Genomic DNA, 26,216 nt, shown 5'->3' on the forward strand with positions numbered 1-26,216 from the left:
TTCACCTCCTACCCATCCGGCTGTGTAAAGGTGACGATGATCTGATCGGGAGCCAGATCCCAGCTGTCGGCGATAAAACGGGAGATGCGCTCGCCGATCCGCTGTTGTTCGTCGTTTTTGGCCCGTTGCGGACTTTCATCCCCGACTTGGATGTGTACCGGTTCGATCGGCTTCATTGCCGGATTGGCCGGATTTTCATCCACTTTCCCTTCTTCCAGCAGAATCCGAACCTGTCTGATTTCCCATTGATTCTCCTTTTGCGCCAACGTCACATCGGCATCGGCTACCGTGATGTGAAAGTGACGGTTTATCTGATCCTTGATTTCCTGAGCCATCGCCTGCTCCGACCGGTCGCGGATCTGCTCCGTCTGGGAATGTTTCACTTTTGCGCTGTCCTCCCGGATTTGCGAAATCGGCTCCATGCCTTTTCCCGTCGGATTCATTGTTCCAAAGGCGATCCGGGACAAATCCAGATCCTTGGAAAGCAGATGGAAAATCGGCGACAAGATCGCCATGATAATCAACAGCCCCATCACCAGCTTCACATACCGGTCCAATGAATGATTGGGCAGCAGCAAATCGATAAAAGCGGCGATGAGAATCAGCAGTATCACTTGTTTTAACCAATCGCCGAGCCACTCGATCAATGTAACCACCTACCTGACCATCGCCGCGATGTTCCCGGAAGCGACGATAATCGTAATTGCCAGAAAAAACATCAGCCCGACCGTCGCCAGCGCGGCAAAAATGTAGATCAAAGTCCGGCCGATGGTCTCAAGGCTTTCGATGATCGGGCTGTTGCCCAAAGGTTGCATCACCGCCGCAGAGAAGTTGTAAATCAGCGCGAGCGAAAGAATTTTAACCGCCGGAAAGGCGCAAATCATCAGTAAAATAATGACACCCGCCAGACCGATGGTGTTTTTCACCAACAGCGAAGCGCCCACCACCGTGTCAGCCGCTTCCGAGATCGTGCGGCCGATGACCGGAACGAAATTGCCGGTAATATACTTGGCCGTGCGCAAAGTAATGCCGTCCGTCACTGCCGAAGCCGTTCCCTGAATGGACAGGACACCGAGAAATATGGTCAGCAATCCGCCAAGCAACGAGATGCTGATTTTCCGCATCAGCCCCGCCAGCTGATTTACCTTGTATTTATCCGACAAGCTGCTGACGATGCTGAGGATCGCCGAGAAAAAAAGGAGCGGAAAGACCAGGGTATAGATAAAGGTCCCAATCGTATGAATCATAAAGACGATAAACGGGTGAAACAACGTGGCCGATCCGATATTTCCCATCGTCATCATCAGTGTCAACATGAGCGGAACCAGGGCGAGCATGAAATCGATCATGCGTCCGATCGCGGTTCTCGCGGCTTCGACGGCCACATGAAAGCTGTTCACCATCAAAATAATCAAAACCAAAAACGCAATCGCATAAGCGACTTTGCTAACTTGATTTCGTTCAAAGGCCGTCTGCAGGGTCTGCAGAATCATGCTGAAAACAGTCAGGATGAGAATGCTGCCAAGCAATTTCCCGTTATAAAGAATTTCATGAAAAAAATAGCGCAGAAAAGCCAGGGCAACATCTTTGATGCTCCATTCCTTTTTGCCGGACAACAGCATGTCAAACAGGTTCGGAAAGTTTCCCCGGTCGAAAAACTGGCCGTAATCATCGCTGAGCTGGCTCCAAAACGACTCTACCTGCTTTGTCTGCAACTGGTTAAGCTGGGATCGTACGAGCTGATTGGTGATCGAAGCATCCTGTCCTTCCCCGCCTTCTTGCGCCCCGGCGATGAGCGGGGTAAACCAAAGGGCCAGGATCACCGGAAGCATCCAGAAAAATCGCCTTTTCCATCTCATACGGGTTCATCCTTACGAAGGTAAAATTTGCATAATCGTTTCGATGATCACAGTGATGATCGGAATTGCCATAACCATGATGAGAATCTTGCCGGCGAGTTCAATCTTGGATGCGATGGCTCCTTGTCCCGCATCGCGCGTCACCTGGGCGCCAAATTCAGCGATATAGGCAATGCCGATAATCTTGAGGATCGTCTCAAGGAACAAGTTGTTCACGTGCGCCTGATGGGCCAGATTTTCCAGTACGCCGATCACTTCGCTGATTTTTCCGACAAGGGAAATAAAAATGATAATCCCGACAAAGGTCGCCAGCAAAAAGGCGAAAACCGGTTTTTGCTCTTTAATGACCAAGATCAGAAACGTCGTGACGAGGCCCAGACCCACCACCTGGATAATTTCCAAGCGGATCGCCTCCCATCATGCGCGAAAAAGAAACACATTTTTGATTGTTTGAAACAAATCCTGAACCAACATCGCCACCATAAACAACACCACCACAAATCCGAACAATGTCACCCAATGGGCGAAATCTTCTTTTCCCATCTGCTTTAGCACCGTGTGAATCATCGCGACGATGATCCCGATCCCTGCGATCTGGAAGACTGAATCCAAATGGTACGGCATAGTCACCCTCCATCCGCCACGTTAAATCAACAAAATTACCAATAGCGCACCGGTCAAAATCCCCATCGTTTTATACATTTTTTCATACCGTTCCTGTTCGGATCTTGCTTTGCTCTCTTCCATTTCCAGCCGGGTGGCGGCCAGCTGCAAATGATGAAGTTGATCCGCGCGACTTGAATTGCCCAGCACATGGCACAATTTCAACAGAATTTCTTTCTCTGTTTTGGACAGGGCAGTATGACGCCACTCCTCCTCGATCGCCCGGTGCAAACACTGGTATGTAGATTCACCATCCATGCTGAGCAGATTTTTGCTGCCTTTTTCGAGAATTCGCGCAAGGGCGCCGCCGGCTGTTTCAGCGATCCGGGACAGAGCGTCGGCCAATGGCCGGACTCCATAATTGATTTCCGTCTGCAACAAGGCGAGACACGAGCGCAATTCCCTTATTTGCCGCGGCCTTTCCCGGAGATTTCCGGCGAGCAAAAACCCCGCCCATGTGGAAGCGATCAGAATGAAAATCGCGCCCGCCCATTTAATCACAGGGGATGCACCTTCCGCGAACGGGACACGGACAAGTCAAGCGGTTCAAACATGTGGTTATATATCGCTTCCACCGTACCCGGTCCTTTGGAACGGCTCAGGACGATCACGCGGGAAAAAACTTCCTCCTCCATCAGCTCGGACAAGATGGGCCGCCGCCGAATCTCATCCACCGATTGGCCGTGAACGGTAACAAAGAGGCGGATCCCGGCATAGACCGCTTCATGGACGGCCTGGCTGTCTTCTTTGCTGCCGATTTCATCCACAACCAGAATGTCGGGGGACATCGAGCGGATCATCATCATCATGCCTTCTGCTTTCGGACACGCATCCAAAACATCGGTTCGCGGCCCCAGATCGTGTTGCGGCACCCCGCCCACGCTGCCGGCGATTTCAGATCGCTCATCCACAATTCCCACTTTATGCGACCGGTGATGATCTCCGCCCAGGCTCGCCAACCGTGCCAGATCGCGAATCAGCGTGGTTTTGCCGCATTGTGGCGGTGAGACGATCAGGACATTTTCCGCACGCCCATGCGGGAAAACGAACGGAATCAGTGATTCCCCCACCCCCTTGATCTGCCTGGCAATCCGCACATTAAATCCGGTGACATCGCGCAGTAGCTTTACTTTTCCTTGCTCCATCACAACCCTGCCCACCAGTCCCACCCGATGGCCTCCTTCGATGGTCACAAAACCTTTTCTCAGTTCTTCATCCATGGCATATAATGAATGATTGCTGATCAGGTTCAGTATTTTCAGGCAATCTTCTTTGCCGGGAAGAAACGAACCGCGCGGAGCATGTGTCAACTGGGCCAAATGATTGACAAACCAGGATTGCTCCGAAGTGATGATCTCCAACGGCCGATCTTGCCGAATTCTGATTTCCTCAAGAGACTCCAAAATCGTCCGGGGAAGGGATTGGATCAATTCCCGAAGAGCCAGGGGAAGAATGCGCAAAACGGGTTTGATCGACATGGAGCACCTCCTGTCCCAGAAAAATCTTTTATTCCCATTCTTATGTAAGCTTGTTCGTATTATGACAAGCATAAAAAAAGAGCGGCCTTTTCCGCTCCATCCAGATCAAAAAGGGATCCATCTATTCAGTGGCGGTAATTAAATCATCCACTTCCTCTTCGTTCACATCTTCCACTTCAAGCAGCGTATGGCATTTGGGGCAGAGGAGTTCGACGGAATCATCTTCCAAATCCTCTTCATCCAGCAGCACTTCTTCGCCGCATTCCGGGCAGACGACCTCAACCATCCCTTCATCATCCTCCTCACCATAAGTGAGAAGCTCCACATCATTCAAGTCCTCGTCAATTGCTTCCACATACTCTTCCAGTTCCGTCAGACGGCGGGCAATTTGCTCATTGGCCTCGATCAACTGATCGATGATATCGAGCAAGCGGTTTAATCCTTTATATTCAACATGGTGTTGGTGGCTGGAATCCCCCTCCAGAAGGCCCTGGATATAAGAAATTTCCCGTCTTAAACTTTCGTACATGTCATTTCACCTCATCCACTTGAGCGTTATCGTTATTGTTCCACGTTTCCGGGACAAAAATCATTCAATAACTGGCAGATAGAAAATGATTTGACAGGGAAAGCTAAGATCAATCTGATTTGCACGAGAGGTGAACTTCATGGCTCAAGCCTCAACTGTGGAGAGCAAAGACCGTGCGCCGACTCTTTGGGCTCTCATCACTTTAAGTTTCATCCCGTTTATCATGGTTCTTGGCAATTCCATGCTCATACCCGTTTTGCCCACAGTCGGCAAAGTGCTGAACGTAACGTCTTTTCAGGTCAGCTTGTTGATTACGTTATTTTCCATTCCTGCTGCCATCGTCATTCCCTTGGCCGGCATTTTATCCGACCGGGTCGGGCGAAAAAAGGTGGTCATCCTGTGCCTCCTGCTGTACGGTCTCGGGGGCCTGTTGGCTGGATTTTCTTCAATATGGAAAGGCGGTTCTTTTACGTTGCTGCTCGCATCCCGGATCATCCAGGGCATTGGTGCAGCCGGAACAGCCCCCATCGCGATGGTTTTGGTCGGTGACCTCTACAAAAAGCAAAACCGCAGCAAAGCCCTGGGCATCATCGAAGCTTCCAACGCGATGGGAAAGGTATTGAGTCCGATCCTCGGTTCCTTGATCGCCATGATCACCTGGTATGCCATGTTTTTCGCCTTTCCCCTGCTTTGTGTGCCGGCTGCGGTCGCCCTGTGGAAACTGGTTGACGAACCGGCAGCAAAAGAAAAACCGCAGCCTCTTTCCGAGTACAAACAACATGTCATAAAGATTTTTCGCCGCCAGGGGAAGTGGATGTCCGTCGCTTTCCTGGCCGGTGCAATCATCATGTTTACGATGTTCGGCGTTCTCTTTTATCTGTCCGATTTCCTGGAAAAAATTTATAAAATTGACGGTATGTTCAAAGGGGTCATATTGGCCATTCCGCTTCTTGCGTTATGTATGACCGCCTATCTAAGCGGTTCCCATGTGAAAGAAAAAACGAACAAAATGAAAAAATTTATCCTGATCGGCCTCGTTTTGGCCACTTTATCCGTCGCCGCAGTGCCCTGGTTTAAAAATGTGTATTGGCTGGTGGGCTGTTCCTTCTTCATCGGGATTGGCAGCGGGTTGATCCTCCCCTGTCTCAATACCCTGATCACATCGGCGATCGGACTTCAGGAACGCGGAATCATCACCGCCTTATACAACAGCGTCCGCTTTTTTGGTGTCGCATTGGGGCCACCCGTTTTCAGCAGTTTATCCAACCGGCCTTTCCCCTTATTTATCGGGCTTGGGATCATGCTGATCATTACCTTTTTCCTGGCGCTCATCTTTATCCGGCGGCCCCAGCGCCTGAAAGGGAAAGATGGGCAATCACGCCTGTTGCTGCGAAAAAAACGCCTTTCCCCTGTTTAAGCAAATGAAAAGGCACAAGGTCATTCGCCTATGCATAAACTGGAATTGAAGCCCATTTAGAGGAGGCGAATGGCTTGAAGAAAAAACAATGTATTTGGCATGAGGAGCTCACCGATCTCAGCCTGCAACGAGCTGAAAAACCCCGGCAGACCGGCATTACCATGGTAATGGACAAAGGGCTGGGGTTAACGGCGTTTCGCGATCTGCTGGAACTTGCCGGCAGCCATCTTGATTTTATCAAGATCGGTTTTGGTACCGCCGCGGTCACTCCGGCAGACATTTTGCGGGAAAAAGCCGCACTGGCCAAGCAGCACGGCGTCTTCCTTTACCCCGGGGGAACCTTTTTTGAGATTGCTTACAGCAAAAATAAATGGGAGCTCTTCATCGAGACAGTCGCCGAACTGGGGATGGAGTGGATGGAGGTCTCGGCAGGGACGATCGATCTTCCCTCCCACGACCGGAAACAAATCATCAGGCGCTGCCGAGAGAGCGGACTCCATGTAGTAACGGAAATCGGAAAAAAGCAATCCGGTTACCTCTATCCTGTTTCTTCGTTTGTCAAAACCTATGAGGAAGATCTGGAGAGCGGAGCCTCCTACGTGATTGTGGAAGGAAGGGAAAATGGCAAGGAAATCGGCATCTTTGACCATGAGGGAAAAATCAGGTTACCCGTTCTCTACCAGCTGATTGAACAAACAAACCCCGACCGCCTGATCTGGGAGGCTCCCTGCAAAGATCAGCAAATCACGCTTTTAAAGATCCTTGGAAGCAATGCCAATTTCGGAAATATTCCGCATTACGATATTTTGGCGCTCGAATGCCTGCGGCGGGGACTCCGGGCGGATACGTTTACCGACTATTGCGGTATGATCGGTGAATTTCGTTAATAAAATAACCAAGCCCCTCATAAAGTGGTACAAACACCACAAAATAGGGGTAAATTTCATGAATCCCGATCTTTTGCTCGTCGGTCTCATTATTATTGGTATGTTAGGAAGATCGCCCATTATCTCAACTGCGGCAAGCCTTTTGCTTATGTTGAAATTTATTCACCTGGAACGTTACTTTCTTGCGCTGGAGCGCCGCGGCATGGAGTTTGGCCTTCTGTTTCTAACGATCGCCGTTCTTGTCCCTTTCGCCAGCGGACGCATTCAATCGAAAGATATCGCTCAGGTCTTCTTAACTCTCCCCGGGATCCTGGCGCTCCTCGGAGGGGCACTGGCGACATACATGAACGGAAAAGGGCTTGATCTCCTGAAAGTCGATCCACAGTTGATCGTCGGCATGGTTCTCGGCTCCATTTTCGGCATTTTATTTTTAAGGGGCATTCCAGTCGGACCGCTGATGGCCGCAGGAATCACCGCCTTTTTATTAAAACTGTTTAAATGGTGGCTGAACTGAATCGATTGCAAGCCCTTCACTTTTGGGCGAAGGGCTTTTCTCATTCACTGATTTCCGCGGTCTTCCTCTATTTTCCTCATCATCTGCTGCCACACGGTTCCGCTGGCTTCTTCTCCCCGCTCAATCCGTTCCAGCGCCATTCTGGCCTGCAAACGCACTTCAAATTCCCGGTCGTTTGCCGCATGTCGGAGTGCCGGCAGAGCCGTTTCATCGCCGATTTCATATAAAAATCTCGCCGCGCGCCACCGCACCAATTTGTTCGGGTCCGTCAACGCTTCGCACATCGCCGGAATCGCTTCTGCATACCCCAGATCCGACAACGTATCGCCTGCTGTCCGGCGCACAATCGGCGACGCATCTTTCAAAGCGCGATAAAGAAAGGGAAGCACCTCTTTGTTTTCCAATAACCCCAGGTAAACCACCGCCAAGCGGCGAATTGCAGCGTTGGAATCGGACAGGGCCAGATCCAAAATGTCGGTATCATCCAGACTGGGTTCAAACTGTTCCAGGGCTGCATACCGCTTTTTCCAATCCTCCTCGCGAAAAGCGGCGAGCACCTCTTCCCTGCTGATGGCCTGTTTTTGCTTCTCTTTCTCCTGATCGGAAATAAAGGCGAGTTCCACCAGGCGCTTGAGGCGCTCTTCATCATACGCGGCCGATATCTCCTCGACCACCTGGGTCCCCACTTCCTGAACATCACCATAGCGCGGCTTCTGCTGCACCCATTTCCGCTCAAAAATGAGATTGGTCGTCGCCTTTTGCGCCTGCATCACGGCCTCTTTAAACCGCTCCGGCAGTCCAAACCGCGTTTCCTCCCCATTTTTTATGATTTTGACCTGCACAGGGATATCTTTAATCTGCTGAATCTGCACTTCCACTTCACCAAACGACGCATCCTCCGAAGTATCGGTCACAAGATTTCCCGTTTCCGTTCCTTTTGTCGGCGCAGTTTCTCCCAAAACGGCCCGGGCTGCCGCCAACACCGCTTCCCAATCGGCTTTGGGATGGCGCTCAAGAGAAATAAAATCAAGAACCTGGAACACTCCCGTCACCCCGTCGATGGCGACCAGTTTCCGCAGATAATCGGGGGCCCCTTCCTGATTTTCTCTGCTGACATTATAGCTCTTGCCCGGTTCAAGCGATTCATCCAGATTCAGTTTCATCACATTCGGGCTGGGTGTCGGTTCAACTGAGACAATTTTCATTCTTCTCCTCCTCTTCACGGAAATAATACAAAACCTCCATAGCCTTTGAGCCACAGAGGTTTTTGAGGACGGACTTACGCGCGGGACACATATTCTCCGCTGCGGGTATCAACCACGAGACGATCCCCCACGTTGATAAACAACGGAACCTGAACGACGAATCCGGTGGAAAGCTTTGCCGGTTTGCTGCCGCCGGTCGCTGTATCCCCACGGATGCCGGGATCGGTTTCCACCACTTCCAGTTCCACGGTGTTGGGCAATTGAATCCCGATTGTTTCACCCTTGTATGAGACGATGTTCACATTCATGTTTTCTTGCAGGAAATTGAGCTCATATTCCAGGCGTTCTGCCGGAAGGGTGATCTGATCGTAAGTTTCATTATCCATAAACGTGTACTCTCCGCCGCTTTCATACAGATATTGCATTTGGCGGGTTTCCACCATCGCGCGCTGCACTTTTTCACCGGCGCGGAATGTGCGTTCCTGAATATTTCCGTTGCGCAAGTTGCGCAGTTTGGAACGGACAAAGGCTGCCCCTTTCCCCGGTTTTACATGTTGAAACTCCAATACTTGCCAAACATCACCATCCAATTCGATGGTAAGGCCGGTACGAAAATCGTTTACACTGATCATGCTTGCATCCTCCAACTCTAATCGATGATAATCAATTCTTTATTGGCATGGGTGATCACTTCATTGCCGGATTCCGTAACAACGACATCGTCCTCAATGCGCACCCCGCCAAAATCAGGGAGATAAATTCCCGGTTCCACGGTAACAACCATTCCCGGGGTGAGCACCGTGTCACCCATGGTGGAAAGCCTCGGCGCTTCGTGAACTTCCAGGCCCAGCCCATGGCCGGTTCCATGGCCGAAATAATCGCCATACCCGTGTTTGCTGATGTAATCACGGGCGACGCGATCAGCCTCGCGCCCGGTCATTCCGGAACGAACCGCGGATACGGTTTGTTTGTTAGCCTCTAATACAATATCATAAATCTCTTTTTGTTTCCCGTCCGGTTTGCCGAGCACCACCGTGCGCGTGATATCGGAAGCGTATCCTTGATAATAGGCGCCAAAGTCGAGCGTTACCAGGTCACCTTTCTCCAGTTTTTTCTCACTTGCCGTTCCATGCGGCAGCGCCGAACGTTTTCCGGAAGCAACGATCGTCTCAAATGAGGATGAAGAGGCTCCCATTTCCCGCATCAGCACTTCAATGCGCAAAGCGACCTCCTTTTCTTTCATCCCCGGTTTCAGCTCCCCGATGAGGGTTTCAAAGGTGCGGTCGACGATTTTCGCGGCATCCCGGATGATCTTCAGTTCTTCCGCATCTTTGATCATGCGCATTTCTTCAACAATCCCGCTGACCGGTTCCGTTTCGATTCCGTCCAATGTGGCTTTGAGCTTCATCGCCTCGGCAAAAGTCAGATGATCCTGCTCAAAGGCCAGTTTTTTCACACCAAGTTTCTGACATTCTTTGGCAACCGTCCCGAAAATCGCCCCCGTGTGCTGAACCAATGTCATATGGGGGGCCTGCTCTTTCACCTGCGTCAAATAGCGAAAATCGGTGATCAAGATCGCTTCTGAAGCGGTGATCAACACCAGGCCCGCCGAACCCGTAAACCCGGATATGTAGCGACGGTTATACGGATTGCTGATCAAAAAGCTGTCCAAACCGGCTTCAGCCATTTTTGTGCGCAAGCGGTCAATCCTCTGTTCCATTGGTTTCACCCCGTTCTTTATCAGATTAGGTCTGGCTCCACTGCCGGACTGCCGACAGGGCCAATTCATAACTCAAGGGGCCAAAGCCGACAATTTGTCCACGGCAAACGGGCGCAGTGACAGAAGTATGCCGAAATGCCTCCCGGGCATGGATATTGGATAAGTGCACTTCAATTACGGGAACATCGACGGAAGTGATCGCATCGCGCAGAGCATAACTGTAATGGGTATAGGCACCCGGGTTGAAAATTATGTAGTCGAATCGGCTCTCTGCACCGTGAATTTGATTGATCAGTTCCCCTTCGATGTTGCTTTGGAAACATTCGACATCCAGTCCCCACTCTCTCCCCATGGAGATCAATCGGCGATTAATCTCCGTCAAACTGGTCTGACCATAAACCTGCTTCTCCCTTTTACCCAGCAAGTTCAAGTTGGGACCGTGCAAAACAAGCACCTTCGCCACCCTATCACCTCCCCGCTTCCTCCCGTCATTGTACCACAAAATTACGGGAAAGGAGAGCAGGAGGAAGAATCTCTTCTTTTGACGGGAAACATTCATGCCTTCCGGAAGCGGCCAGTCGAGAGGTATTCCCGCTTTCACAGAAAAATTCCCCCGATCAACGAGGGAACAGGAAAAATAAAGGGGTATGAACCTTCGATTCAGATAATAGTTTAACCCCGCTATTGATTTCTATTCAACCGGCCGTTTACGCTAAGATTTCCACAAATCCTTGATTTCCGTCCACCCGAATCCTCTGCCCGTCCTTGATCTTTCCGGTCGCCCCGTCGACTCCGACCACAGCCGGGATTCCGTATTCCCGGGCCACGACGGAACCGTGTGTCATCAACCCGCCCACTTCGGTGACCAGCGCTTTGGCTGACTGGAATAACGGAGTCCAGCCGGGATCAGTATGAGGGGCAACCAGAATCTCTCCTTCGTTCAGATGAGCTTCTTCCGGTTTGAGGACAACCCGGGCGATTCCTTCTGCCACTCCGGCAGAAGCGGGAGTTCCGATCAGCGCGCCGCCGGGAAACTCTCCTTTTCTCGGGGAAGGGGTAACCACCTCTCCTTCGCTCGTCATAACCTTTGGCGGCTTTAACGTCTGATGCCATTCGTATTTTTCTTTGCGATCGGCCAGACAAGCGAAGATATCCCGATAAAACTCTCCCTTTGTCAGTTGAATCAACTCGTCAAGAGTAAAGAAAAACGCATCTTCCTTCTCGTTGAGAATTCCTTTCTTCACCAGTTCTTCCGCTTCGGCCAGGATCGCTTTTTTGCATTCATCCAGAATGGAAACAAACAGATATTTGGGGTGCTCCCGCAGTTCGCCCATATAGCGGTACACCTCAATGAGACGCCGAACCCGTTTGGACTTAAAACCGCTTTGCTTTACCTGATCCATTATCCGCTGTGCCGCTTCCCGGGCTTCCTGTTCGCCACGGATAAATTTATGCCGATGTTCTCCCGGCTTCACGCTGCGCATGTGTCCCAGGATGGCGGGAACCAGCCGGGTCGGTGCTTCACGCCAGCGGGGCCTTGTCAAATCGATTTCCCCCGGGCATCTCATTCCGTATTTGGCGATAAAAGCTGCAAAGGCTGCCTTGAATCGCTCTCCTCCGCGAACTTGTAAAAGCCCTTCATAAAAAGTCGCGTCGTTTGCTTTTTGCAAATATGCTTCTACCTCAGGCAATTCCCGCACCAGATCAGCCAAATCGCCGATCTCCAGCCCCATTCTGCTCGTGATATTGCCAGGGAGGGATTTATTTAATTGATGCAATTCTTTGACATCCCCCAGCATTTTCTTCAACAGAAGAAAGGCGATCGGATAACAGGCGACGTATGGCAAGAGTTTCGGGGCAATCTCCTTCCCCAAAACGCCCAATTGATGTTGCACTGCTTCCAGCCGGCTTGCCCCGCTTTTCCCCTGCAACTCTGCACGGATTTCCGATTGCTTTTTCTCCATAAAGCTTTCAACTTTGCTTTTTGCCGATTTCGGATCGCGCTTCCACAAGTTTTTCCATATATCTTTCACGATGGGAACCATCATCCGGACCATGAGTCTGATCAATCCCGGCCTGGGAGAAACCCGTTCAAACTCGGGCCGCCGAATCACTTCATCAATCGCCCGGGCGAGTCCTTCATCGAATAACTGCTCATACGCTTTGGGCACTATTCTTCTTCCCGGCTTGGTGCGAAGCAATTCGGTCGGATCAATAAAAAGACGTCCTCCTGCTTCCAAAAGAACGGATTTCGGAAAAACCGTTCGCATTACGGAGATCCCAAGCGGTTTCATGGCATCGGTCATCATTTGCATATAGCCGAATGAGACCAGGACATGCAGAGGCTCTTGCGGAAGTTCCGGCAAGGGATACAGTGATGTGACCGGACGGCTCTGCACCACAAAAATCCGTCCGTCTTCCAGACAAAACTCGATATCCTGCGGGGAACCAAAATGGGCCTCGATTCTTTTTCCCAGGTCAGCCAGCTGCACGATCTGTTCGTCTGTCAGCGCTTGCTGTCTTTGTTGGTCAAGGGGCAACTCCTTTTTCACCGTTCCCCCTTCCGGCAGGGAAAAAATCGCGATTTTCTTTTCGGCGATTTTTTATCGATGATCCGTCCCGCTCTCACCCTGTATAAATCCGGTGAGACGATTCCCGATACAATCGCTTCCCCCCAAGCCGAAACCGGCATCGATGGAAATGATTTGGCGGTTCCCGGAAGCCGGATCAGCCGTGAACATAATCCCCGATATTTCCGGATTCACCATTCGCTGCACCACGACCGAAAGATAAACCTGGCGGTGATCAAAGCCGTTTTTGGACCTATATGAAATTGCGCGGTCGGTAAACAGAGATGCCCAGCATTTCCGGACATGACGCAACAATTCATCCTGTCCCCTGATGTTCAGGAAAGTATCCTGCTGGCCGGCGAAGGAAGCGGCAGGCAGATCCTCCGCCGTCGCACTGGAACGAACCGCATAAGCATACTCTTTTCCGACCTTTTCCCAGGCTTGAACAATTTGCTCCGCCAACCGGACAGGGATGTCCAATTGCCGGATATGTGCGCGGATGCGCTCTCCCAACTTCCGCAGCCGTGGTAAATCATTCGGGTTTACGGCATTCAGTTCATCAAGCATTGCATCCATTTCCGGGCTTGTGGCCATAAAATCCTGATAAGCGAATGTTGTCACACAAAAACCGTCCGGCACCGGAAAACCGGCCTTGGTCAATTCACCCAGGTTTGCCCCTTTCCCTCCGACAACGGAAAGGCTGGATCGATCCACCTGATCGAAAAACAAAATATATGAATCCACCCGACATATCCCCTTCCAGCCCGAACTTTAATAAGGTAAGTACTTACTTTCCTCATGTTCAGCCTAATATAGTGATATCCCATTGTAAAGCGATATATCCCAAAGACGTGTACATGAAAAAAGAGTTGCTCTGTCTCGTCACAGAACAACTCTCGGCGAACCTGATTCCTTTATTATTTGGCCAATTCCTCCAGCGTTTCACTCCAACGGGTGAGAACCGCATCCGGATCTTTCAAATCGATTGTGACGCCTGAACGGATCTCCGCGTATTTCGCCACATCTTCGCGTGCGGAAACAACGGACGCCGCAAAACGTTCCCGCTTGTGTCTGGCCCCCGGCAATTCGGGCAATCTTTTCAAAGAGAGCCGGACATAGTGCGCTTTTCCTGCAAAGAAAACAACAAGCGTTGCTTTCCCTGTGCGGAGGATATTCGCTGTTGTAGTCGTTCCAGGCCAGAGCGCCAGGCGCAGATGCGTCCGGTCAAGCGCCAGAATTTCCCCCACACTCACCATGGCAATATGCGGCCACAGATCTTCCGTCACAGTCAGCAACATCATGGCCTCATGCTGCTTCTCCTCAAGCGACCGGCCATTGAAGAGCTGGCATAATTCTTCGGAAATCCTCTGATTTTCCATCTTTCTCACTCTTTCCTTGAACAGCATCGCTTTTGAAACAGCGAGCTTCCCGTTTCATTGCACCGGCTGTCACCTTCTTCGCAAAGGTGCTGTCACGCCAGTGGAGATCATTTGACGATCCGCTCCGGTACAGCCGGCACCTTGGTCGCACGCGGAACATCGGCAGGATCAACTTTAAACGCCTTGTTGTATTTTTTCGGATCCGTGATCGTTTCAGGTTCGGACGAACGCCAGGTAAACAGGCAAACCGGGCACTGATATACTTCCCAGGCCCCTTCAACCGGTGATTTGGTCACCACTTCCGCTTTCTTCGACTCACATCGCGGACACGTATGCATGGCTACACACTCCTTTTTACTTTCTAAGCATATCACCCAGGATCTTCTCCCATTTCTCCGTACCCAAAGGAGAATCGAGCGGCTGGGAATAATGCCCTCTCGTTTCCGGAGCCACCGGTGTTGTTGCATCAAGAATCATTTTATGCGTAATGCCGGCCGGATTGGAGCCGGGGTCAAGCGGAAGAACCGACAGATCCGGAATGATGACGGCATCGTGTTTCGGGTGCATCTTCGTCGATAAAGCCCACATCACCTGCGGAAGATTAAACGGATCGACATCTTCGTCGACGACGATGACAAGCTTGCAATATCCCAAACCGTGCGGTGTCGTCAACGCCCGCATCCCCACCGCTTTGGCAAAACCGCCGTAACGGCGTTTGGTGGAAATAATGGCAACGAGGCCATGGGTATACATGGCATTGACTGCGACAATTTCTTCCGGGAACGCTTCTTTCAGTTGTTGATAAAGAGGAACGCACGTGTTGATGCCGATCATATAATCGACTTCCGTCCAGGGCATGCCTAAATACAGATGTTCAAAGATGGGATTTTTACGGTGGTACACGCGTTTGATCTGGATCACAGGCATGCTTCTCCCGCCGGAATAATGGCCGGTAAATTCTCCAAACGGACCTTCGAATTCACGCACTCCGGCCAGGATTTCCCCTTCCAATACCACTTCTGCACCCCAGGGGATATCGAGATCGGAAAGTTTCGCTTTGACGACCTTATACGGTTCTCCTTGAATGGCACCGGCCATTTCATATTCGGATTGATCGTATAAGAGCGGTGTGGCGGCAACAGTGGAAATCACCGGTTCACAACCGAGCGCAATCGCAACCGGCAAATTTTCGCCCCGCTCTTCCGCCTGCCGCAAATGAATGCCAATATCGTGTTGCGGAACCGGTTGAATTCCCAGACGGTCTTTTCCTTTTACCTGCATTCTGTAAATCCCCACGTTTTGCTTGCCGAAATGCTCAGGATCATTCACATCGCGCGAGATGACACAGGCTTTGTCAATATAAAAACCCCCGTCGCCCTGGTTTAGACGAAACACAGGAAGAATCTCGAACAGGTTGATGTTTTCCGTAATTTCAACTTCATGAAAAGGAGCGGTTTCTTCCCGCTGGACGGGAACCGGAAATTGGCTGTAGCGACGGGCGAACTCAAAAAACTGTTCTTTTAGCGGCGTATTTTTGGGCAGTCCCATCATCAGAGCATGATTCGGCCAAGAACCATGGAGATTCATGACCACGCGGGCATTTTTGTATCCGTATATATTATTGAACAAAAGTGCGGGGGTCTGATCTCCCAGATTGCTGATCGCACGGGCTGCCGCCCCGAGATCAGGCTCGGGTTTCACCTCATCACTGATCGTCAGCAGTTGCCCTTCTTTTTCCAATGTCGCCAGAAAGTCGCGCAAATCTTTATATGCCATCTTCATTCCCTCCCTTTGATTGCGAATGCATTCCTTCCCATCTCTTTGCTCCCGGCAGATGAATTCCAAACTGATCAAGCGCCCGAAAAGCGATATGGTCAACCAGGTCATCCAATTTTTTGGGAAGATTATAAAAAGCAGGCATCGGCGGGAAAATAACGGCTCCCATTCGCGACAGTTCCAACATATTTTCAAGATGAATGGTACTGAGAGGGGTTTCCCGCGTCATCAACAAAAGCTTTTTTCTTTCTTTCAGAATGACATCGGCGGCACGGGTCAGGAGATTATCTGCCAACCCGATGCGGATGGAAGCCAGGGTCTTCATGCTGCATGGAGCAACAATCATCCCGTCAACCTGAAAAGATCCGCTCGATATTTTGGCTGCCTGATCCTTGTAAGAATAAGTATAGTCCGCAAGTTTTTCCACATCTTTAACCGAGTAAGGTGTTTCCAACCGGATGGTCGCTGCGGCCCACGGAGAGAGAACCAAATGGGTTTCCACTCCAGCTTCTTTCAGCAACTGAAGGGTGCGCACCCCGAAAATCGCCCCCGTGGCACCGGACATCCCCAATATAATCCTCATCCCGCCCCTCCTTTCTATCAATCAACGCTTTTTTAAAGTAGCCTTTACAAATTTAAAGTATACTCCTCTTTTTGCCATATTTGAAATATCTAAAAAACATACATATAATACTTTTAAAGTATATACTAAGAGGTCTGTTGATTAATTAAATACAAGAATGGGATGGAGTGATTTTTGAACGTTGGCAACCTCCATCCTGACATCTGAACGGAGAGAAGGAGAACGAATGGATATTCGCCAGTTAAAATATTTTGTTGCCATCGCCGAAGAAAAAACGATTACAGGTGCGGCGAGACGGCTTCATATGGCACAGCCTCCGCTGAGCAGGCAGCTGAAGAGAATGGAAGAGGAGCTGGGGGTTACTCTGTTTGAACGGAATAAAAAGAAATGCTTGACGCTTACCCATGAGGGCGAACTGTTTCTGAAAAGAGCAAAAGAAACGCTCAATCATCTGGAAACGGCCATTGTGGAAGTCCGGGAGTTAAGGGAAAGGGTCAGCGGAACCCTGGCGGTCGGGTCCACCATATATTGCGCTTCCTTGATGCTGGAAAAAGTGATGCTCCTTCGGAAACGCAATCCCGCTCTCACCTTCAACATTTGGGAAGGGGAGTCTCCCCGTTTGCTTGAGCTATTGGAAAGCCGGCAGATTGAAATCGCGATTGCCACCAGTTCGGTTTCCGGGCGCAATATCGAAAAGCGCGTTTTGCCAGCGGATCCCTGTGTTCTTGTTTTGCCGGAAAAATGGACGGTTCCGTACGACACATATACGGAACTGGCCAATATCTCCGACTTGCCCCTGATTCTGCTTCGTCCCCTGCACGGCAAAGGGTTGTATGATCAGATCATCAATGAGTTTCAACGTTTGGAACGAGAACCGAATATTCTGTGCGAATGCCATGACTCCGCCATGCTGCTCAGTCTGGTCTCAGCCGGATTCGGTGCAACAATCCTCCCTTTGTCCATGCTTTCACTCAATCCTTTCGGCAATTTTAAAATTCTCCGTTTCAAGAATGATCCTTTGGTGATGGAACCGGCTGTCATTTGGAGAGCCAACAGCTATTTATCCAGATCAGCCAAGGAGTTTTTGCATTTGTTTTAGTTTCACCTTATGTTAGAATAAAACCACCAAATGTTTGTTCCTTCCAGATAAAATGAAGGTGGTGCAACCAGAAATTGGCTGACAAACCTGTAGCATATGGCGGGCAAGCGGTCGTTGAGGGCGTGATGTTTGGCGGCCGTTATGCACAAGTGACCGCCGTGAGGCGAAAAACTGGGGAAATCGAGTTTTTTGAGGTGAAAAAACAAGGACAACCCGGCTTGAAGTGGTTAAGCAAAATTCCGCTTGTGCGTGGAATTGTTGCTCTGGTATTGGCCAGTGCCTCCGGGGCAAAGCATTTGCAGTTTGCATCTGACATGTTCGAACGCGATCATGATGAGGAAGCGGAATCAGCCGATGAGAGCGTACAGGAGAATCAATCAAGTTCCAAATGGGGGATGATTCTCGGTGTCGCCATGGTCGGCATTTTGTCCCTGCTCATCGGAAAAATGGTCTTTACAGCCCTGCCCGCCTTTCTCGCCAGCATCCTGTTTGACCGTTTCGTGCATAGTATGTTTTTGCAGAGTTTAATTGAAGGAGCCATTAAAACCATCCTTCTGCTTGCCTACCTTTGGGGCATCTCATTTACCCCCTTGATCAAGCGCGTTTTTCAATACCACGGTGCCGAGCATAAAGTGATTACCGCCTTTGAACGAGGGGAAGAATTAACCGTAACGAATGTGCAAAAACATTCCACGCTTCATTACCGCTGCGGAAGCAGTTTTATCATTCTCTCGATCATCGTCGGTGTCATCCTCTACTCATTTTTCACTTACCATAGCGTATGGGATCGCATCCTGATTCGCCTGGCGCTGATTCCGCTCGTAATCGGCCTTTCCTACGAGCTTTTACGGATGACAAACGCCGTTAAAGATATCCCGATTCTAGCCTGGCTCGGATATCCGGGACTTTGGTTGCAAAAATTGACAACAAAAGAGCCGACCGACGATCAGGTGGAAGTGGCAATTGCTGCGTTTAACCGCATGCGGGAACTGGACGCCCAAGCAGAAGCACGCCTGGCCAACGGCGTTCAGCGCACCACGCCAGCATTTAATTAAAAAGGGGTGGGGTTGATAATGAAATCAGCCAAAGCTTGGCATTACCTCATTCTCGGCTTGGCAGGTCTCGGTTTTGTGGTTCAGCTGATCAGGGCACCCTTCTCGATTTTGCTGCCTGTGATCATTATTGCGCTGATCTATTTCCTGTTTAAGACACCCCCACAGTGGTTGCTCAGATTCACTTCTGCCCATCCACCGCTCGCGAAAAAAAACAAAGGCAAAAAAGCCCGCAAAAAGAAAAGGCCGTTTCAGGTGATTGACGGAAACAAAAAATATTAAACTCCCCAGCCCTTATACCGCCTAGGACTTGCGGAATAAGGGCTGTTTTTTACCCGTTTCCGGCCTTGTCACCAGGGCGCAGATTGTAGGAAATCCCCTGTTTTTTCGCGCGGTCGGCCAAATGTTTGCGGTAATCCCATGTACTGAAGAAACTCTCTGCTGCCCGGGCCCCCGCCTGAAACAGCTCCCTCTTTTTTTCTGCCGATAATGAAAAATCAGTTAATTTAATCCCCAAAGTGGGCACTTGAATCGTCCGCACCCCATCGTGTTCCTTAATGTAGCGGTTATCATGCGCATCCATCATGGTCAAAAAAATGGAAATAAACATGCTGAACGGCCCCTCGATTTCGTGAAAAGCTTTTTCATCCGGTGAAAAAAGCCGAAAACCGAGAGTGGGCCAGCGTGGATTTTCCCGGTCAAAGATCCAGACAGGGAAATTGCTCAGGACTGCACCATCCACGATATAGCATGGTTTTCCACTCGGTTTGTGCAACAGTTTCACCGGATCAAAAAAATAAGGAATGCTGCAACTCATGCGAACCACTCTCGCCACGGAAAATGCTCCGGGATCATACCCATATTCCGTCAAATCATGTGGCAATACGAGCAAACGCCCGCGCGTGATATCCGATGCGATCAGGTGAACAGGCACCTCTTCCCCGAAATCATCGAAGGTGGCAATCCCCTTCTGCAAAAGGAGTTTCTCCACCCATTTTTCCAGGGCATCGCCGGAATAAAATCCTTTCTTAATCCATAAGCTGAGTGCCGGTCCCAGATAGGGAATACGCCCATACCAAGTCCGGATTAAAAATTCAGAAAAATCCTTTTGAAGCAAGATCTCATACAATTCCTTCGCCGTGTATCCGGCTGCCGATAACGTCGCAATCATGGCCCCTGCGGAAGTGCCGGCCACCTTTTTCCATCTGTATCCATGATCTTCGGCCACAGACAGGGCACCGACAAGCCCGATCCCCTTCACTCCCCCGCCTTCAAAGACAGCATCGGCCCAAACCTCATTTCCTTCCATCCCCATCCTCCTAGCAAAAAATGAATGAAAAAACCCAAGGACGAGTCCATGGGTTAGCGTGATTCATCATCAGCGTCTGCTTCTTTTATTGTATGCAAATGTTTTACCAAATCCGGATTATTTTCCAATAACCGAACCAAATTTTCGATACAGGTGATTGAATCCCAGCTCAAATGGTGTTCGATGCCTTCAACATCATGGTAAATCTGTTCCTCGCTGACGCCGATCAACCGCAAAAATTCCTCCAGCAAATGATGGCGGTCAACCAGCCGTTTTCCTATTTTTTTCCCTTTGGGGGTCAGAACCAAACCACGATATTTTTCGTAAACAAGATAATTACTCTGATCCAGTTTTTGCACCATTTTCGTGACAGATGAGGGGTGTACCTCCAACGCTTCGGCAATATCGGAGACTCTTGCGTATCCCTTTTGTTCAATTAACTTGTAAATGTTCTCCAAGTAATCTTCCATACTCGGTGTCGTCATTTAAGAGGTCCCCCTATCCGTCCAAAATTGATTCTCCATGCCATGCCTCCCGTCTCAAGCGGTTTATCGCGTCAAAACGCCATGGCGTGTGATTGTGGCCACCAGATTTTGCCCCAGTTCTTCCAATCGCTTTTGCAATTTTTCATCCTTGAGGGTTCCGTCCGGATTAAAGGCCATATAAGATTGGGGAACCGACGGCATCGAGGGCAGAGGCCAGGCATGCAGTGTACGGCAGATGATATTTAAAGTGTTGACTGTGTTGGTTGCCCCCATTGCCCCGCCGGCAGTGCCCACCAAAGCGACAAATTTCCCTTCAAGTTCGCGTGCACCGATAAAATCAAGGGCATTTTTCAAAACCCCGGAGATGCTGCCGTGGTATTCGGGCGAACCTAGGATAAATCCATCTGCTTCCAACATTTTTTTCTTAAACAAGTGAACATTGTCGGGATAAGTGGATTCATCCGAACGAGCGTCATAAATCGGCAACGGGTTTTTCCGCAGATCAAATACCTCGACCTCGGCTCCGGCCTTACGTGCCGCTTCCGCCACGATGCCTACAGCCAGATGGGTTGTCGAATTGGTGCTCAAACTCCCCGGAACAGCTAATATTTTCATTCCGTCCACACTCCTCTTTTCAGGAAATATGTATTTATCGTCTTTTTTATAAAATACCCATAAACATCAATATGGTTTTGCACGTTACAGTATATCGAATTTGTCTCCTCATTTCTACAAAAAAACAAAAACGATCAATCACTTCCCCGCGCAGTCCGGGGATGAAAAGAGAAGTCATACAGAAAAAGCCACCCGCCAGGCAGCTTTTAAAATGAAAAAAATCATGAAATGGAATGAGAAGCGAAACGGATATAATCAACCAGCAATTCTCCCTTCGCAAGCAAAAAGACCACAGTGGCGAATCGCGTTTTCGCAGGAGGAGGCGGAACGATCGAAAAATAAGAATACCAGCTGGAAGAGCCGGCCGGCGGTTCTATCAACAGCGGTGTTGTGCGAATCAGATTTTTTCTCCCGTCCAAATAGGATACCGCGGCATACAATATGGCTTCGCCACCACCGGACGTGACATTGAGAACGCGGAAATTCAAATAATAGGAACATTCTTCTTCAAACTCACCCGGGATGGTCTGTTTTAACACTGCGTGGTTGGTCGCACTGCCTTTCATCAGAACGGAAACGTCCCCTTCTTGAAACGGGTTCTTGACCCACTTGATTCCCGTTCCCGTCCAAGGGAAAATTCCACTCCGAAAGTTGCCGTTTTTAAGAAGATTGCGGTTGGTGCAAGGCATGCTTTCCTACACCTCCCAACTAAACCCGTTTTCTTAACTTATGCATCTTTTTCTGTTGCGGTGAAAAGTGATCCGGCAAGATAGACGTGCCCCCGTTTGATTGCCTATAATAATAGGCAAACAAGTTTATAGAGGATGCTCTGAAGAAAGGAGGGTCGGGCCAACGCCTAACCCTCCTTTCTCTTGTATTCTCTAATTAAATAAAAAGGGAAAGTGATAATATGACGAAGAAACCGGCCATTTTCATTTACGGGGACCGCTTAACTTTCCAGCAATTTGCGGAAGTTGTTTTCAACAAAGCACCAGTGGAACTCTCCGACTGCGCGATTGAACGGATGGAGGCATCGCAGAAATATGTGGCGAAATTACTTTCCGACGAAAGGGCAGTTTACGGAATCTCCACCGGATTCGGAAAGTTGTGTGACGTTTTGATCGCCCCGGAAGAAGTGCACAATTTGCAGCACAATCTGCTGAAAAGCCATGCCTGCGGTGTCGGTGAACCTTTGCCGGAAGAAGTGGTGCGCGGGACGATGTTGCTCCGCATCAACGCGCTGGCCAAAGGTTTCTCCGGAATCCGTCCGTCCGTTGTGCAAATGCTCATCTCGCTTTTAAATCACGAAGTTCATCCGGTGATCCCGTCCCAGGGTTCTCTCGGTGCAAGTGGTGACCTGGCGCCTCTTTCCCATATGTGTCTTCCTCTCATCGGCCTGGGTGATGTGATTCACGACGGGCATCGAATCCCTGCCAAAGAAGCGCTGGCCCGGCTGGGGATGAAACCGATCCGTCTGGAAGCGAAAGAAGGACTGGCGCTGATCAATGGTACGCAAATGATGTGCAGCATCGGTGCCCTGGCTGTACTCTATGCGGAAAACTTACTGAAAGCAGCCGATATCATCGCCGCGATGACCGTGGAAGCGCTGGAAGGAATCCCCGATGCTTTTCACCCGCTCATTCAGCAGGTTCGGGGTCATTACGGACAAATCGTCACAGCGAAAAACATGCTGGCCTTGCTCGCGGAAAGCGGACGAACCACCCGGCCGGGAGAGAAAAGAGTGCAGGATGCCTACAGTTTACGTTGCATCCCTCAAGTGCATGGAGCTTCCAAAGATGCCTATCACTATGCAGCGAAGACAATTGTACAGGAAATGAATGCGGCAACGGACAATCCGCTCATTTTTGCCAGTGAAGGAGAAGTGATCTCCGGCGGAAATTTTCACGGACAACCATTGGCCCTCACCACCGATTTTCTCGCCATCGCCCTTGCGGAGATCGCCAATATCTCCGAACGGCGGACGGAACGCCTCGTCAACCCGCAGTTGAGCGGACTGCCCCCCTTCTTATCGGCCAGGAGCGGGCTTCATTCCGGTTATATGATCATGCAGTATGTGGCGGCATCACTTGTCTCGGAAAACAAAACCTTGGCCCATCCGGCTTCAGTTGATTCAATTCCGTCATCGGCCAACCAGGAAGATCATGTCAGCATGGGTTCGATCAGTGCGCGAAAGTGCCTGAAAATCATAGAAAATGTAACCAACGTCTTGGCGATCGAATACCTGTGTGCCGCACAGGCACTGGAATTTTCCAGCAAATCATGCGGAAGGGGAACACTGATTGCACGGGAGCTTTTGCGCCGACACGTTCCTCCGCTTGACGATGACCGTGAAGGACATGCAGAGATCAACATCGCCGCTCACCTGATCAAAAGCGGTTCTCTGGTTAAAGCGGTTGCGGAAAGACTGGATCTCCAGATCTAACAGGGCCGAATAGAATATTTACCGTTTTGAATATAAATACTATAATGAATTTAATAGAATGTTTAAGGAGGTTCCCGTATGCCCCGCTTGACGGCCGAAGAGATTCACGGAAAAGAATTCAAACGAGCGAAACGCGGTTATGATATCGATGATGTAAACGAATTTCTCGACGAAATTATCAAAGATTATTTGGAATTTGAACAAAATGAGGAGTCGGTTCATCACCAGGAATTTTTCCTCCGGATGGAAGAATGGATGGAACAATTGCTGTATGAAGTGCAGCAGTTAAAAGAAGAAAACCGCCTTTTGCGTGAGCAGCTCTCAGCTCTTGCTATCAACCCGGATTACCCGGCCCCTCCCTATTATCGCTGATGGAATCGGATCGGCCACAAGCGAAAAAGAACGGATTTCTTAGAGGAAATCCGTTCTTCATCGCGGTTTTCGATTTAATCCGGCAGAGCAATAAAGGTTCAAAGGAACAGCTGATCCGCTTTCACCAAAATGGAGCGGTTGAGATCCGCCAGAGAGGAAAAGCCCGCCAACGCCATGGTCAGATCAAAATCAGCCAACAAATTGCGGACCACATGCCGCACTCCGTCCTGTCCGCCCAACGCCAGGCCGAACACATAAGGACGTCCGACCAGAACTGCACTCGCCCCCAGAGCCAGCGCTTTGATCATATCCGCGCCACGACGGATCCCGCTGTCCATGAGAACCGGAATTCTCCCTTTTACCGCATCGACAACCGGCCCCAGCGCATCCAGGGCGGCGATCGCCCCGTCCACTTGCCGTCCCCCGTGATTGGAGACGATAATGCCATCGATTCCGTGTTTGAGCGCGAGTTCCGCGTCCCCGGGATGCAAAATTCCTTTTAACAAGATCGGCAATCGCGTATGTTTGCGCAAAAAAGGGAGATCATCCCACGTTAAGCTCTCATTTCCGAAAATCTGTGCCCAATAAAGGATCGCCTCTTCAAGGTCTGTTTCGGGCGGCTTGGAAAGCTTCGCCCGAAAAGCGGGGTCGGACAAATAATTGCCGATTCCTTCTCCCAGCAAAAAAGGCAAATAACCCTGATTGATGTCATTTTCGCGCCATGCCATCATCGGTGTGTCCAATGTCACGACAATAGCCGCATACCCCGCCCTTTCCGCCCGTTCCAGAAGACTCGCGGCCACATCCTGATCCCTGCTCCAATATAACTGAAACCATCTGGGGGCATCGCCCATCACCCGGGCAATCTTTTCCAGCGAATGAGTGGAAGCAGTGCTGGCGACAAATGGAACGCACAGTTCAGCTGCCGCCTTGGCCGCACCCAGCTCTCCTTCGGGATGGATGATCGACTGCACCCCGACCGGCGCCAAGAGCAAAGGATAATCATAAGTTTGTCCAAACAGCTGTACGCGAAAATCGCGTTTGGATACATCCCGAAGCATTCGCGGCACGATTTGCCACTTTTGAAAAGCACGGCGATTGGCACGTGCCGTATCCTCTGCCCCGGCTCCTCCCTCCACGTAATAAAACGGCCCCTCCTCCAGCACGTCTCTCGCTTTATCCACAAGTTCTTCATAACGGACAGGATATTTTGCTTTTTTAAACCGGCGATACACCTCAAACTGCACCCGATTGCCAAAGTGCATCAAACCTTCCTCCTCTGCCTGTGACAAGTAGCTTTCAAAACAGGAAAGATCTCTGCCCAAACAAAATTTTATACTAATTCTGAATTCATAGGCAAAAAATAAAGGAGAGCATTTCACCCTCCCTTATACACAGATCAATCCCGGATTTTGACGGGACAGAAATCGACCGCATCGCAGGCGACCAGCCGCAGGGTAATGCCATCCACTTCTCCCTGAATCGCATCTTCCCCCGCTTTGCCGTGAAGATGCCCATAGATGCACATCCGAACACCAAATTCCTTCATCACATCCAAAAACCCCGATTCCGTCGATGTTTTGGTAATCGGAGGAAAATGCAGCATCACGATCTTTTCTTTGTCCGGATGATCTTTTTGCGCTGCTTCCAGAGCAATTCTCAGCCGTCCCACCTGCCGCTCATAAATCTTTCTGTCTTCGTCTTCCTTAAAAAAGCGGTCCCCCGGCAATGTCCAGCCGCGTGTTCCTGCCACCACCTTGCCCTCGACCAGGGTATAGTCGGCATCGATCCATTCCATTCTCTCCGGCAAGGCAGCGCGCACTTTCTTTTTGCTGCTCACATAATAACAATGATTGCCCGGGGACAACACTTTTTTTCCCGGCAACTGGCTGATCCAGCCGAAATCAAAGCGGGCCACTTCCAATTTCATCGCCCAGCTGATATCTCCGGGAATGAGGACGGTATCATCCTGGCTGACCACCCTTAGCCAATGATCACGGACCTTCTCATAATGTCGGTCCCAACCGAAGAGATCCATCGGTTTTTCAATGTCCTGCACCGGATCTATATCATACAGCGTGACCGCCCTTTTAAATGATAAATGAAGATCGCTTAGCGCATAAATAGCCAAAATGCTTCACACCCTTATGTATTCGTCTCGGACCGCATCCATTGTGATCGTTACCATTAATCTTTGCAAACAGCCCTTATTCAATCATGAAGGGAAAGGATTGGCAAAGTCAATAGACCGGGACGAAAAC

30 protein-coding genes and 1 pseudogene are annotated in these 26,216 nt (G+C 50.1%); 8 read left to right on the forward strand and 23 right to left on the reverse strand.

All coding sequences use genetic code 11. The annotated features are described in order from the left end of the window. Positions 1-8 precede the first annotated feature (8 nt). The 7 genes from spoIIIAF to I8U18_RS04710 all read right to left on the reverse strand — a co-directional run bounded on the left by spoIIIAF (position 9) and on the right by I8U18_RS04710 (position 4,529). Positions 9-647: a stage III sporulation protein AF gene (gene spoIIIAF / locus I8U18_RS04680; RefSeq protein WP_198064514.1), complete on the reverse strand. Its 639-nt coding sequence runs from the start codon at positions 645-647 to the stop codon at positions 9-11. 9 nt (positions 648-656) lie between these two features. Then, the gene (gene spoIIIAE, locus I8U18_RS04685) at positions 657-1,859 is read right to left on the reverse strand and encodes a stage III sporulation protein AE (RefSeq protein WP_033102360.1); all 1,203 of its coding nucleotides are present in this window, start codon (positions 1,857-1,859) and stop codon (positions 657-659) included. 12 nt (positions 1,860-1,871) lie between these two features. Further along, positions 1,872-2,261 carry a stage III sporulation protein AD gene (gene spoIIIAD / locus I8U18_RS04690; RefSeq protein ID WP_033102361.1) on the reverse strand — a complete coding sequence of 130 codons (390 nt, stop codon included), beginning with the start codon at positions 2,259-2,261 and terminating at the stop codon, positions 1,872-1,874. A 15-nt stretch (positions 2,262-2,276) separates the two neighbouring features. Further along, a complete protein-coding gene (gene spoIIIAC / locus I8U18_RS04695) occupies positions 2,277-2,483 on the reverse strand; it encodes a stage III sporulation protein AC (protein WP_033102362.1) in 207 nt (68 codons plus the stop codon). A 21-nt stretch (positions 2,484-2,504) separates the two neighbouring features. Beyond that, complete coding sequence (spoIIIAB, locus tag I8U18_RS04700) at positions 2,505-3,023, reverse strand: stage III sporulation protein SpoIIIAB (RefSeq protein WP_033102363.1); 519 nt, start codon at positions 3,021-3,023, stop codon at positions 2,505-2,507. Next, complete coding sequence (gene spoIIIAA, locus I8U18_RS04705) at positions 3,020-3,994, reverse strand: stage III sporulation protein AA (protein ID WP_198059074.1); 975 nt, start codon at positions 3,992-3,994, stop codon at positions 3,020-3,022. Before spoIIIAA ends, spoIIIAB begins: the two co-directional genes overlap by 4 nt. Positions 3,995-4,121: 127 nt before the next feature. Then, positions 4,122-4,529 carry a CD1247 N-terminal domain-containing protein gene (locus I8U18_RS04710; RefSeq protein ID WP_052154457.1) on the reverse strand — a complete coding sequence of 136 codons (408 nt, stop codon included), beginning with the start codon at positions 4,527-4,529 and terminating at the stop codon, positions 4,122-4,124. Positions 4,530-4,668: 139 nt separating this feature from the next. On the opposite strand from I8U18_RS04710, the gene I8U18_RS04715 reads away from it, so the two are divergent. The 3 genes from I8U18_RS04715 to I8U18_RS04725 all read left to right on the forward strand — a co-directional run bounded on the left by I8U18_RS04715 (position 4,669) and on the right by I8U18_RS04725 (position 7,347). Further along, positions 4,669-5,946 (forward strand): MFS transporter, encoded by a 1,278-nt coding sequence (locus I8U18_RS04715; RefSeq protein WP_198064515.1) that lies wholly within the window; start codon positions 4,669-4,671, stop codon positions 5,944-5,946. Between the two features lie 74 nt (positions 5,947-6,020). Further along, positions 6,021-6,833, forward strand: a complete 813-nt coding sequence (gene comA / locus I8U18_RS04720; protein ID WP_198054983.1) for a phosphosulfolactate synthase — start codon at positions 6,021-6,023, stop codon at positions 6,831-6,833. 58 nt (positions 6,834-6,891) lie between these two features. After that, on the forward strand, positions 6,892-7,347 hold the full coding sequence (locus I8U18_RS04725) for a DUF441 domain-containing protein (protein WP_033102364.1): 456 nt from the start codon (positions 6,892-6,894) through the stop codon (positions 7,345-7,347). Between the two features lie 44 nt (positions 7,348-7,391). On the opposite strand, the gene I8U18_RS04730 is transcribed toward I8U18_RS04725, so the two are convergent. The 10 genes and pseudogenes from I8U18_RS04730 to I8U18_RS04770 form a co-directional block, all read right to left on the reverse strand. Next, a complete protein-coding gene (locus I8U18_RS04730) occupies positions 7,392-8,552 on the reverse strand; it encodes a conserved virulence factor C family protein (protein ID WP_198064516.1) in 1,161 nt (386 codons plus the stop codon). A gap of 74 nt (positions 8,553-8,626) precedes the next feature. Beyond that, the gene (gene efp / locus I8U18_RS04735; RefSeq protein WP_033102366.1) at positions 8,627-9,184 is read right to left on the reverse strand and encodes an elongation factor P; all 558 of its coding nucleotides are present in this window, start codon (positions 9,182-9,184) and stop codon (positions 8,627-8,629) included. A 17-nt stretch (positions 9,185-9,201) separates the two neighbouring features. Then, positions 9,202-10,272 (reverse strand): M24 family metallopeptidase, encoded by a 1,071-nt coding sequence (locus tag I8U18_RS04740; protein ID WP_198064517.1) that lies wholly within the window; start codon positions 10,270-10,272, stop codon positions 9,202-9,204. 25 nt (positions 10,273-10,297) lie between these two features. Further along, positions 10,298-10,735 (reverse strand): type II 3-dehydroquinate dehydratase, encoded by a 438-nt coding sequence (gene aroQ, locus I8U18_RS04745; RefSeq protein WP_198064518.1) that lies wholly within the window; start codon positions 10,733-10,735, stop codon positions 10,298-10,300. 244 nt (positions 10,736-10,979) lie between these two features. Continuing rightward, positions 10,980-12,587: a PEP-utilizing enzyme gene (locus I8U18_RS18140; protein ID WP_370589375.1), complete on the reverse strand. Its 1,608-nt coding sequence runs from the start codon at positions 12,585-12,587 to the stop codon at positions 10,980-10,982. A gap of 72 nt (positions 12,588-12,659) precedes the next feature. Then, positions 12,660-13,586: pseudogene (locus I8U18_RS17700) on the reverse strand (PEP/pyruvate-binding domain-containing protein); the annotation flags it as partial. Positions 13,587-13,759: 173 nt separating this feature from the next. Beyond that, positions 13,760-14,221: a pyridoxamine 5'-phosphate oxidase family protein gene (locus tag I8U18_RS04755; RefSeq protein ID WP_033102369.1), complete on the reverse strand. Its 462-nt coding sequence runs from the start codon at positions 14,219-14,221 to the stop codon at positions 13,760-13,762. 107 nt (positions 14,222-14,328) lie between these two features. After that, positions 14,329-14,559: a non-oxidative hydroxyarylic acid decarboxylases subunit D gene (locus I8U18_RS04760; protein ID WP_033102370.1), complete on the reverse strand. Its 231-nt coding sequence runs from the start codon at positions 14,557-14,559 to the stop codon at positions 14,329-14,331. 16 nt (positions 14,560-14,575) lie between these two features. Next, on the reverse strand, positions 14,576-15,997 hold the full coding sequence (locus tag I8U18_RS04765) for a non-oxidative hydroxyarylic acid decarboxylases subunit C (RefSeq protein ID WP_033099152.1): 1,422 nt from the start codon (positions 15,995-15,997) through the stop codon (positions 14,576-14,578). Continuing rightward, positions 15,987-16,580, reverse strand: a complete 594-nt coding sequence (locus I8U18_RS04770; RefSeq protein WP_198054988.1) for a non-oxidative hydroxyarylic acid decarboxylases subunit B — start codon at positions 16,578-16,580, stop codon at positions 15,987-15,989. Before I8U18_RS04770 ends, I8U18_RS04765 begins: the two co-directional genes overlap by 11 nt. 226 nt (positions 16,581-16,806) lie before the next feature. Between I8U18_RS04770 and I8U18_RS04775 the strand changes: the two genes are divergently transcribed. From I8U18_RS04775 to I8U18_RS04785, 3 genes are all read left to right on the forward strand, one after another. Beyond that, a complete protein-coding gene (locus I8U18_RS04775) occupies positions 16,807-17,679 on the forward strand; it encodes a LysR family transcriptional regulator (RefSeq protein WP_198055135.1) in 873 nt (290 codons plus the stop codon). A 125-nt stretch (positions 17,680-17,804) separates the two neighbouring features. After that, positions 17,805-18,734 (forward strand): DUF1385 domain-containing protein, encoded by a 930-nt coding sequence (locus tag I8U18_RS04780; RefSeq protein WP_198055136.1) that lies wholly within the window; start codon positions 17,805-17,807, stop codon positions 18,732-18,734. Positions 18,735-18,752: 18 nt separating this feature from the next. Further along, positions 18,753-19,013 carry a hypothetical protein gene (locus I8U18_RS04785; protein ID WP_033099156.1) on the forward strand — a complete coding sequence of 87 codons (261 nt, stop codon included), beginning with the start codon at positions 18,753-18,755 and terminating at the stop codon, positions 19,011-19,013. Between the two features lie 49 nt (positions 19,014-19,062). Here I8U18_RS04785 and I8U18_RS04790 read toward each other — a convergent pair whose 3' ends face one another. The 4 genes from I8U18_RS04790 to I8U18_RS04805 form a co-directional block, all read right to left on the reverse strand. Then, positions 19,063-20,040, reverse strand: a complete 978-nt coding sequence (locus I8U18_RS04790) for a patatin-like phospholipase family protein (protein ID WP_081943625.1) — start codon at positions 20,038-20,040, stop codon at positions 19,063-19,065. A 53-nt stretch (positions 20,041-20,093) separates the two neighbouring features. Beyond that, a complete protein-coding gene (mntR, locus tag I8U18_RS04795) occupies positions 20,094-20,525 on the reverse strand; it encodes a transcriptional regulator MntR (protein ID WP_033099157.1) in 432 nt (143 codons plus the stop codon). Between the two features lie 63 nt (positions 20,526-20,588). Beyond that, the gene (locus tag I8U18_RS04800) at positions 20,589-21,140 is read right to left on the reverse strand and encodes an NADPH-dependent FMN reductase (protein ID WP_033099158.1); all 552 of its coding nucleotides are present in this window, start codon (positions 21,138-21,140) and stop codon (positions 20,589-20,591) included. 221 nt (positions 21,141-21,361) lie between these two features. Beyond that, positions 21,362-21,829 carry a hypothetical protein gene (locus I8U18_RS04805; protein WP_033099159.1) on the reverse strand — a complete coding sequence of 156 codons (468 nt, stop codon included), beginning with the start codon at positions 21,827-21,829 and terminating at the stop codon, positions 21,362-21,364. A 221-nt stretch (positions 21,830-22,050) separates the two neighbouring features. On the opposite strand from I8U18_RS04805, the gene hutH reads away from it, so the two are divergent. Continuing rightward, positions 22,051-23,583, forward strand: a complete 1,533-nt coding sequence (hutH, locus tag I8U18_RS04810) for a histidine ammonia-lyase (protein WP_198054990.1) — start codon at positions 22,051-22,053, stop codon at positions 23,581-23,583. 78 nt (positions 23,584-23,661) lie between these two features. After that, positions 23,662-23,955: a DivIVA domain-containing protein gene (locus I8U18_RS18145; RefSeq protein ID WP_052153851.1), complete on the forward strand. Its 294-nt coding sequence runs from the start codon at positions 23,662-23,664 to the stop codon at positions 23,953-23,955. Positions 23,956-24,053: 98 nt separating this feature from the next. Here the strand turns inward: I8U18_RS18145 and I8U18_RS04820 are convergent, their stop codons facing one another. Both I8U18_RS04820 and I8U18_RS04825 read right to left on the reverse strand, forming a co-directional pair. Continuing rightward, a complete protein-coding gene (locus I8U18_RS04820) occupies positions 24,054-25,220 on the reverse strand; it encodes a lactate 2-monooxygenase (protein ID WP_198054991.1) in 1,167 nt (388 codons plus the stop codon). Between the two features lie 134 nt (positions 25,221-25,354). After that, complete coding sequence (locus I8U18_RS04825) at positions 25,355-26,086, reverse strand: metallophosphoesterase (RefSeq protein WP_198064519.1); 732 nt, start codon at positions 26,084-26,086, stop codon at positions 25,355-25,357. Positions 26,087-26,216 lie beyond the last annotated feature (130 nt).

Source organism: Thermoactinomyces sp. CICC 10522 (assembly GCF_016055075.1).
In the GTDB taxonomy this organism is placed as follows: Bacteria; Bacillota; Bacilli; order Thermoactinomycetales; family Thermoactinomycetaceae; genus Thermoactinomyces_A; species Thermoactinomyces_A daqus.

Coding starts and splice junctions, on each gene's coding strand:
- spoIIIAE (WP_033102360.1), bottom strand. CDS start 1,859: ATGAGATGGAAAAGGCGATTTTTCTGGATGCTTCCGGTGATCCTGGCC.
- spoIIIAC (WP_033102362.1), bottom strand. CDS start 2,483: ATGCCGTACCATTTGGATTCAGTCTTCCAGATCGCAGGGATCGGGATC.
- I8U18_RS04710 (WP_052154457.1), bottom strand. CDS start 4,529: ATGTACGAAAGTTTAAGACGGGAAATTTCTTATATCCAGGGCCTTCTG.
- I8U18_RS04715 (WP_198064515.1), top strand. CDS start 4,669: ATGGCTCAAGCCTCAACTGTGGAGAGCAAAGACCGTGCGCCGACTCTT.
- I8U18_RS04725 (WP_033102364.1), top strand. CDS start 6,892: ATGAATCCCGATCTTTTGCTCGTCGGTCTCATTATTATTGGTATGTTA.
- I8U18_RS04730 (WP_198064516.1), bottom strand. CDS start 8,552: ATGAAAATTGTCTCAGTTGAACCGACACCCAGCCCGAATGTGATGAAA.
- efp (WP_033102366.1), bottom strand. CDS start 9,184: ATGATCAGTGTAAACGATTTTCGTACCGGCCTTACCATCGAATTGGAT.
- I8U18_RS04740 (WP_198064517.1), bottom strand. CDS start 10,272: ATGGAACAGAGGATTGACCGCTTGCGCACAAAAATGGCTGAAGCCGGT.
- I8U18_RS18140 (WP_370589375.1), bottom strand. CDS start 12,587: ATGCAAATGATGACCGATGCCATGAAACCGCTTGGGATCTCCGTAATG.
- I8U18_RS04755 (WP_033102369.1), bottom strand. CDS start 14,221: ATGGAAAATCAGAGGATTTCCGAAGAATTATGCCAGCTCTTCAATGGC.
- I8U18_RS04760 (WP_033102370.1), bottom strand. CDS start 14,559: ATGCATACGTGTCCGCGATGTGAGTCGAAGAAAGCGGAAGTGGTGACC.
- I8U18_RS04765 (WP_033099152.1), bottom strand. CDS start 15,997: ATGGCATATAAAGATTTGCGCGACTTTCTGGCGACATTGGAAAAAGAA.
- I8U18_RS04770 (WP_198054988.1), bottom strand. CDS start 16,580: ATGAGGATTATATTGGGGATGTCCGGTGCCACGGGGGCGATTTTCGGG.
- I8U18_RS04775 (WP_198055135.1), top strand. CDS start 16,807: ATGGATATTCGCCAGTTAAAATATTTTGTTGCCATCGCCGAAGAAAAA.
- I8U18_RS04780 (WP_198055136.1), top strand. CDS start 17,805: ATGTTTGGCGGCCGTTATGCACAAGTGACCGCCGTGAGGCGAAAAACT.
- I8U18_RS04785 (WP_033099156.1), top strand. CDS start 18,753: ATGAAATCAGCCAAAGCTTGGCATTACCTCATTCTCGGCTTGGCAGGT.
- I8U18_RS04790 (WP_081943625.1), bottom strand. CDS start 20,040: ATGGAAGGAAATGAGGTTTGGGCCGATGCTGTCTTTGAAGGCGGGGGA.
- mntR (WP_033099157.1), bottom strand. CDS start 20,525: ATGACGACACCGAGTATGGAAGATTACTTGGAGAACATTTACAAGTTA.
- I8U18_RS04800 (WP_033099158.1), bottom strand. CDS start 21,140: ATGAAAATATTAGCTGTTCCGGGGAGTTTGAGCACCAATTCGACAACC.
- I8U18_RS04805 (WP_033099159.1), bottom strand. CDS start 21,829: ATGCCTTGCACCAACCGCAATCTTCTTAAAAACGGCAACTTTCGGAGT.
- hutH (WP_198054990.1), top strand. CDS start 22,051: ATGACGAAGAAACCGGCCATTTTCATTTACGGGGACCGCTTAACTTTC.
- I8U18_RS18145 (WP_052153851.1), top strand. CDS start 23,662: ATGCCCCGCTTGACGGCCGAAGAGATTCACGGAAAAGAATTCAAACGA.
- I8U18_RS04820 (WP_198054991.1), bottom strand. CDS start 25,220: ATGCACTTTGGCAATCGGGTGCAGTTTGAGGTGTATCGCCGGTTTAAA.